At 29.8% G+C, this 8,928-nt stretch carries 7 protein-coding genes; all 7 read left to right on the top strand.

What is annotated here, in order from left to right:
• Positions 1-870: AI-2E family transporter (locus tag CD150_RS06550; RefSeq protein WP_103161442.1), on the top strand; the 870-nt coding region annotated here is incomplete at its 5' end.
• Positions 871-1,144: 274 nt separating this feature from the next.
• Positions 1,145-3,667 carry a bifunctional lysylphosphatidylglycerol flippase/synthetase MprF gene (gene mprF / locus CD150_RS06545; RefSeq protein ID WP_103161441.1) on the top strand — a complete coding sequence of 841 codons (2,523 nt, stop codon included), beginning with the start codon at positions 1,145-1,147 and terminating at the stop codon, positions 3,665-3,667.
• 432 nt (positions 3,668-4,099) lie between these two features.
• A complete protein-coding gene (locus CD150_RS06540; protein WP_073342197.1) occupies positions 4,100-4,666 on the top strand; it encodes a hypothetical protein in 567 nt (188 codons plus the stop codon).
• A 376-nt stretch (positions 4,667-5,042) separates the two neighbouring features.
• Positions 5,043-6,047 carry a LacI family DNA-binding transcriptional regulator gene (locus tag CD150_RS06535; protein ID WP_073342195.1) on the top strand — a complete coding sequence of 335 codons (1,005 nt, stop codon included), beginning with the start codon at positions 5,043-5,045 and terminating at the stop codon, positions 6,045-6,047.
• Positions 6,048-6,096: 49 nt separating this feature from the next.
• Positions 6,097-6,486, top strand: coding sequence for a D-ribose pyranase (gene rbsD / locus CD150_RS06530; protein WP_070658492.1), 390 nt, complete (start codon positions 6,097-6,099; stop codon positions 6,484-6,486).
• Positions 6,487-6,498: 12 nt separating this feature from the next.
• On the top strand, positions 6,499-7,989 hold the full coding sequence (locus CD150_RS06525) for a sugar ABC transporter ATP-binding protein (protein WP_073342193.1): 1,491 nt from the start codon (positions 6,499-6,501) through the stop codon (positions 7,987-7,989).
• The gene (locus CD150_RS06520; protein WP_046208545.1) at positions 7,976-8,923 is read left to right on the top strand and encodes an ABC transporter permease subunit; all 948 of its coding nucleotides are present in this window, start codon (positions 7,976-7,978) and stop codon (positions 8,921-8,923) included. The genes CD150_RS06525 and CD150_RS06520 overlap by 14 nt, the downstream gene beginning before the upstream one ends.
• The last annotated feature ends 5 nt before the right edge of the window (positions 8,924-8,928 follow it).

Genomic DNA, 8,928 nt, shown 5'->3' with positions numbered 1-8,928 from the left:
CCTGTAATTGGTGCTCAGTTTAAAAGTTTTGGAAATAACTTCCCGTACTATGTAGATAAGGTTAATAAATTTATAGATAGTGTAACGAAATACTCTTTAATTTCTAATTTTTATGGTCAAATTCAAGACCAATTAGATTCATTGGCTAAAAAATTACCTTCAATGGTGTCTGATTACTTTAATGGTTTTGGTTCTAAAGTTAAAAATTTTGCTGAAGCATTAGTGAATGTTGGTGTGGTAATTGCTACAACACCATTTGTTTTATTCTTTATGTTAAAAGATGGGCACCGCTTCAAAGAGTTTTCAACAAACTTAATGCCCCCTAAATTTAGAAAAGACTTTCATGATTTGTTAGATAAAATGAGTCTACAAGTTGGTTCTTATATCCAAGGACAAATTATTGTATCGTTTTGTATTGGTATATTATTATTTATCGGATATAGTATCATCGGTTTAGACTACAGTTTAATTTTAGCTTCGATCGCTGCAGTTACTAGTGTTGTTCCATATATTGGTCCAACGATTGCGATATCACCAGCAATTATTATTGCTTTAATTACTTCACCGATTATGTTGTTGAAGTTAGTGATTGTTTGGACGGCTGTTCAATTTATTGAAGGGCATTTTATTTCTCCAAATATCATGGGTAAAACATTGAAAATTCACCCACTTACAATTATATTCATCTTATTAAGTGCAGGTAATTTATTAGGTGTTGTCGGTGTCATTTTAGGTATTCCTGCTTATGCAATATTGAAAGTACTAGTTTCGCATTTATATACAATGTACAAACGTCGTTATAACAAATATTATGGTGATGATGCAGGAGAATATGAAATTACTTCTGATGAAGAAATTCGTAAAAGTTAAATTATAAATAGTGTACGACAGAGGCTGGGACAAATTAATTGTCTCAGCCTCTTATCATAACTGAAGTGGAATGACACGTTGTTAAGTGAATTGATATATTAAGATACTTTTTATTGTTGTGCGTATAAAATGAAAGTATGTGTATATTTTTTTGTAACTGAGTGTGTGGTCTAACAATATTGTAATATTTAACTCGTATAAAAATTATTTATAAAAAATAAAAATTGTGCTATATTTTAAATGTTATATGAATATAGAAAAGTGATGTGAACACATGTCAAAGAAGCTAGGAAATAAATTATTAACGATAACAAAAGTTTTATTTGCGCTTTCATTATTTATATTTGTTGTTTTTACTTTATATAAAGAACTAGCAAATATAAATTTAAAAGAAACGATTCATTCTATAAAAGATATTAATAGTGTATGGTTGGTTGTGCTTTTTTTGAGTGGTGGTCTAGCCATACTGGTATTATCAATGTATGATGTGATTTTAGCTAAAGTTTTACACTTGAAGATATCTTTAGTTAAAACCGTACGTATAGGATATATTGTAAATGCTTTGAACGCAGTATTGGGCTTTGGAGGATTCATAGGAGCGAGTGTAAGATTTTTATTATATAAAGATACTACAGAAGATAAAAAAGCATTACTGCATACTATTTCTATTGTTTTAATCTCCATGTTGACGGGTTTAAGTATGCTTTCTATTTTAGTAGTATTTCATGTGTTTGATGTTAGACATGTATTTAGTCCGTTCCCTTGGGTTAGATGGTTAATGTATGTTGTTGCGTTGTTTTTGCCTATTTTTATTTTTATTACAATTTGGAAACCAGTAAATAAAGAAAGTAAATTGACTGGAATTTATTGCACCATTGTTTCTAGTATTGAATGGATGATTGCTGCTGCAGTATTATATATGGCATTATTAATTGTTGGTATACAGGTGCATTTCTCTGTATTTATGGGAATATTTATCATTGGTGCATTATCAGGGTTAATCAGTTTTATTCCTGGAGGATTTGGTACATTTGATTTGGTACTATTACTAGGATTGAAAAGTTTAAATATTCCAGAAGAAAAAATTGTTTTAGCTTTATTGCTCTACAGGTTTGCTTATTACTTATTTCCTGTTTTAATTGCCCTTATTCTCTCAACGTTTGAATTTAGAAATACGGCAAAACGTTATTTGGATGATTCTAAAATTATGATACCTGTGAAAGATATGTCATCACTTTTAGCATCTTATCAAAAAGATATCTTAACTAGGATACCAGCATTTTCCATTGCATTGTTACTTTTATTTACGAGTGCTTTATTTTTCTTTAATAACATTACAATAATTTATGATGGGTTATATAGTAATAACCATGCGTTTTATTATATTATCGCTTCTATTCATACATGTGCATGTCTATTACTATTATTAAATGTGATAGGTGTATATCATTTATCTAAGAGAGCACTTTTGTTTGCAATTTGTTCAATCATTATCATATTTAGTGTCACTGTTTATACTTATCCTTCTTTGGTACTTTTAGGTTGGTTAATTACTATGTTTGTAATGCTCGCTGTATTTTATAGAAGTGCACGTGTCATAAAGCGTCCGTTTAGATATACGAAACTATTGTCTAGTGTAATTATTGGGGCTCTTGTGTTATTCATTAATCATGTGTTTATAAAAAATACATTTTATACTTTAGATATTTATCATATAGAAGTAGATACGTCTCTTTTAAGATATTATTTTTGGTTCACGATTATTACAGTAGCAATTATAGTCAGTATTGTTGTGTGGTGGTTTGAAGCAAGATTCAAATCTGCAGGCAGTGGTCAAAAACTAGAACAATGTGAAACGATTATTCAGAAATTTGGGGGAAATTATTTAAGTCATCTCATATACAGTGGTGATAAGAAGTTTTTCTTTAATGAACAACAAGACGCATTTGTGATGTATCGTTATAAGGGGAATGCATATATTGTTTTAGGTGACCCCATTGGAAATAGTGCTTCGTTCCATGAGTTGCTCGAAAGATTTTATAATGAAGCTCAATATTTAGGTTACGACATTATTTTCTATCAAGTCACTGATAAATATATGTCAATTTATCATGATTTTGGAAATCAGTTTTTTAAATTAGGCGAAGAAGCCATTATTGATTTATCAACTTTCACTACTTCAGGTAAAAAGAAGCGTGGTTTACGTGCTACTTTAAATAAGTTAGATGATTTGGGGTGTACTTTTGAGGTATTGGAACCTCCTTTTTCAAAAAACGTTTTTGATGAATTAAAACAAATAAGCGATGATTGGTTATCAGGCTCTACAGAAATGCAATTTTCAGTAGGACATTTTAGTGAACATTATATATCGAAGGCGCCGATCGGAGTTATTAAAGATAAAGAGAATGCTATAATTGGTTTTTGTACATTTATGCCTGTTAATGATAATTCAACTGTGTCTATTGATTTAATACGTTGGAAATCGGATACCTCCTTACCTCTGATGGATAGTTTATATCTTCATATGCTGTTATGGGCTAAGGCAAATGATTATCAATACTTTAATATGGGCATGGCTACACTGTCCAATGTGGGTAAAGTACCTTTTTCTTTTTATAGAGAAAGACTTGCAGGTAGAGTATTTGAGCATTTCAATGGATTATATAGATTTCAAGGATTAAGACGTTATAAAGAAAAGTTTAATCCCAATTGGCAGCCAAGGTTCTTAGTGTATCGTAAAGATAACTCATTATGGGTAAGTATGACAAAAGTCATGCGTGTAATTAGAAAAAAATAATAAAACAAAACAACCAACAATCCCGTTAATGATTGTTGGTTGTTTTTTGGAGTTATAGTTTTTAATGGTTTTTGTAGTTAACGCCGGAGAAGTTATTAACTACTTTTTAATAAACTAACGATATACTTTCTAAATATCATTTTGACTCTAACTATATTTATGAATTTCTAGTTACCCTTTGTTCAAGGTGTATTTATAATATATCATCATTAGAAAACGCTTTCAACATCATGATATCATCTTATTTGAATAAAAATTAACATTTTATATAGTTGGTTTCTTTTTGAAATATAATTGTGCTTTTACACTGTAGTAACATTAGCTTTTTGAATTATTTTCATTTGTTATATTATTAATATACATTTAAAATTTCAATATAATGTAGTAATATGTAAATATTAATGTTTGCAGAGTGAACAATGGGGTGGGGAAATGAAAAAAGTTATAATTAGTTTGGTAATCGTGATGCTTTTAGTTGCGTTAACACTCTCAATTAAATCGTTATATGATAACATACATACAAATTACAAAGGTTCAAATCAATCTGCTCAAAACGAAAAATTTAAACAGGAGAAAAAGACCAAGTATAAATTGCCTAAGATCAATGTTTTGTCACAACAATTCAGTGAAAATTTTATGAATAGTGATGTAAGAAATCATTATATGCACATTTCTAAAGGCATGGACAAACACAAAGTTGAAACATACTTTGGTGATAGTGAAAAAACAATTCAAATTGCTAATATGAAAGCACATAAATATGGTGACATGGCATTTTTATTCAAAAATAATAAAGTTCAACGAATTTTTGTTGTACCTGATAATGTTACTATTGAATCATTTTCGCAAGTACATGGTTATAGAGTACACAATAATCACAATGGTACGATGATATACGATGATAATCCATCCAATCATTTCTCTGTTAAAGTATATTTTGATTCAAATAAAAAGGTGAAGGCAATAGAGAATATAGATCAAGTGTCTACTATAAAATAAATTTATAATGTGAGAAAATAAAAATTTTATTATCAGCATAAAGGGCTTATCAGAACTACTGGATGAGTCTTTTTTTTTTTGAATTTTACGATATGACAGAAATATATTTTAAAAGCATAATGAGGTAAGCGCTAAATAAAAATTTGTATAAGTACGAATTTAATATAACTGATTTCAACTGTTTATATAATTATTTAATAGAAAAGTTAACGTCAATTTTTTGATCATAAAATAAAAAATTATTTATACTGCTGATTTGATTACTATAAATTATCGTTTTCGTGTTATATAAATAAATTAAAAAAATATAGGATATTAAATATTACAATAATTAAATTTTCAAATAAACTATCAAAATGTAAATGATTATGATAATATGAAAACGGTTACAAAAATAGAGGTGATTTTTATAGTTACAATTAAAGAAGTAGCTAAGTTAGCTGGTTGTTCAGTAGCAACGGTATCTAGAGTGATAAATAATAATGGATATGTCAAAGCTCAAACAAAAATACAAATTGAACGTGCGATTCATGAGCTTAACTATCAACCTAATGAAGCAGCACGTACATTATATAAACGTAAGTCAAAAATGATTGGCTTATTATTACCAGATATCAGTAATCCTTTTTTTACACTTATAGCAAGAGGTGTTGAAGATATAGCGCTTGCGCACGGTTTTCAAGTTTTAATTGGAAATAGTGACAACGATGTTGATAAGGCGAAAGAGTATTTATTCACTTTCAATGCTTATAATTGTGTAGGTGTTATTGCAACAGCATTTGCTGATGATCAAATTGAAAAGCTATTAGTTTCACAAGGTATTCATTATGTATTTGTAGATCGTGTTGAAAATGAAGGTAATGGTATTTCTATGAATCATTTTGAAGGCGGACAATTACAAGCTCGACTTGTGTTAGAAGGTAAACCAAAAAATATTTTGATCCTCCATTTAGATTTGAATATACGGGCATTTAAATTAAGGACAGATGGTATTAAACAAGAATTGAATAACTATAATGTGAGCTATTATGATTGCTCAGCAGAAACATTAAATAATAAAAGTGCATTTATTTCATTAATTAAAGATTTACAGATTGATAGTATTATATGCAGCAATGATGTACTGGCAATTGAAACGATGGGCCTTGTTCAACAATTTCAATTGAAAGTTCCCGAGGATATTCAAATTGTGGGCTATGATAATATACCTTTTTCTGCAATGACGTTTCCTCAAATTGCAACTATTGATCAGTCCGCATATTTTTTAGGGCAGCAAGCGGTATCAATTTTATTAAAGTTAAATAAAAATTCTATAATTGAACAACAAGATAATAGGTTAAAGTTATCAATTAAACGCAGAAATAGTATTAGATTTAAGTAGTAATGTGTAACGGGTTACATAAAATAAGATTTAACGAGAGGGGATTTAAATGTATAAAACTGGTATTTTAAATAGCGAAATTTCTAAAGTGCTTAGTGATTTAGGTCATACAGATACAATTATCATAGCTGATTGTGGACTGCCGGTACCAGATGGTGTTAAAAAAATAGATTTAGCATTAACTTTTGGACATCCATCATTTGAAGAAGTATTTAATGTAGTTAAAGAACATATGGCAATTGAACAGCTTACTATTGCAAATGAAATGATAAAACAAAATAGTGAGTTATATGTGAAATTATTAGCTGAAAATATTGATATGGTCACGGAATCTCATGAAACTTTAAAAATGTATAGTAAGGAAGCTAAAGCAATTATAAGAACAGGTGAAGCGACACCTTACGCTAATGTAATTTTATCTAGTGGTGTTTTATTTTAAGGGGTGAAAAATATGATAACAATGAATCAAATATATAAGTCATTTGGTCAAAACGATGTTTTAAGAGGTGTTGATTTTGAAATCAATGATGCAGAAGTACATGCGTTAATGGGTGAAAATGGAGCTGGTAAGAGTACGCTTATGAAAATATTAACTGGCGTATATAATGCGGATAGTGGTAATGTTTTAGAAAATGGTCAGCCGATACACTTTAAAAATACAATAGATGCTGAACAAAATGGTGTGTCGTTTATTCAGCAAGAGTTAAATATTTGGCCTAATCTTACAGTACTTGAAAATTTGTTTTTAGGAAAAGAAGAAACAAAATTTTTTGGCATTGTTGATAATAAAAAAATGAAACAACGTGCTTTGTCCATTTTTAAAAAGCTAAATATTGAAATCGATTTAAATCGTATGGCAGGCACTTTATCCGTTGGTATGCAACAGATGCTTGAAATCAGTAAAGCATTAATGGAAAAATCAAAAATCATTATCATGGACGAACCTACTGCAGCCTTAACAAATAATGAAATAGATACATTATTTGAACAAATTAAAAATTTAAAAAAAGATGGCGTTTCTTTTGTATATATTTCTCATAGAATGGAAGAAATTTTTACAATTTCAGATCGTATTACAGTTATGAGAGATGGTCGTTCGATTTTAACTAAGGAAACACAAAATACGACACATGCTGAAATAGTAAAATCTATGATTGGTAGAGATTTAGATAATCAATACCCTGTTAGACAATATCATCAAGAAGATGTTGTGCTTACTGTTGAAAATTTAGACTCAGATGAACATCATTTAAAGGATATACATTTTGATTTACATAAAGGAGAAATACTTGGCTTTAGTGGTTTGATGGGTGCGGGTCGTTCAGAAATTATGAGAGTACTCTTTGGATTAGATAAAGGGAATAAAACGGTAAAACTAAATAATCAACAATTACAAATTCAAAATCCTAATCAATCTATTTCACAAGGTTTAGCTTTTATTACAGAAAATAGAAAAGAAGAAGGGTTAGTTTTACAAGATTCAATTTTAGAAAATATTACTTTACCAGCTTTAAAAAGCTTTTCAAGCTCTGGATTTTTAACACAACATGCTATGGAACAATATTCAGAACAGATGATTCAGCGTTTAAATATTAAAGGCAAAATAGGAGATATATGTGGCACTTTATCTGGTGGTAATCAACAAAAAGTTGTTTTGGCTAAATGGATTGCGACTGCACCACATGTATTAATATTAGATGAACCAACACGTGGCATCGATGTAGGTGCTAAACGAGAAATATATCAATTGATGCATGAATTAACGGACCGAGGTATGTCTATTATTATGATTTCATCAGAATTACCAGAAATTATAGGCATGAGTGATAGAGTCGCAGTTGTACATGAAGGTTCCATTGCAGGCATATTAGAAGATTCAGCTATCACGGAAGCGCGTATTATGACTTTAGCTACAGGAGGAAAATTAAATGAAGCAGTCTAAATTATCATTTTCTTATTCGTATTTAGAAAAAATTATACCTTTTATTGGTTTAATATTATTAGTTGTTATTATTAGTGTATTAAATAGTGCTTTTTTAGAGCCTTCTAATTTATTTAATTTATTAAGACAGGTTTCAATTAATGGATTAATTGCATTTGGCATGACTTTCGTAATATTAACTGGAGGTATTGATTTATCAGTAGGATCAACACTTGCCTTATCTAGTGCATTTGTTGCGATTTTAATGGTTTCTGGTATGGATTCTATTGTAGCTTTATTTATAGGTTGCATATTTGGGGCGGTTTTGGGTGCTATAAATGGCTTGCTCATCACGATAGGTAAAATGGCGCCTTTCATTGCGACATTAGCTACAATGACCGTATTTAGAGGGTTAACACTTGTTATTACAGATGGAAATCCTATTACAAATTTAAATGGTAGTTATGCATTTCAATTATTTGGTAGAGGCTACTTTTTAGGTATTCCAGTACCAGCTGTCACGATGTTTATTACATTTATCATATTATATATCCTACTGCATAAAACTGTATTTGGTAGACAGACTTATGCTATGGGTGGTAATGAAAAAGCGGCATTTATTTCAGGGATTAAGGTCAATAAAATTAAAATAATGATTTATAGTTTAGCCGGCTTAATGTCAGCTATGGCAGGATCAATTTTAACTTCACGTTTAAATTCGGCACAACCAACTGCAGGGATGTCCTATGAATTAGATGCTATTGCAGCAGTAGTTCTTGGCGGTACTTCGCTTACAGGTGGTAAAGGACGTATAGTTGGGACGTTGATTGGTGTGTTAATTATCGGTGTTTTGAACAATGGCTTAAATTTATTAGGTGTATCTTCATTTTACCAACAAGTGGTTAAAGGTGTCGTGATTATCATTGCAGTACTTATAGATAGAAAAAACAAATAACAGGG

Origin of the sequence: Staphylococcus ureilyticus (assembly GCF_002902235.1) — a bacterium.
Lineage (GTDB): Bacteria > Bacillota > Bacilli > Staphylococcales > Staphylococcaceae > Staphylococcus > Staphylococcus ureilyticus.
Note: the sequence above shows the minus strand (reverse complement) of the source record. Positions and strands in the feature narration are given on the sequence as shown.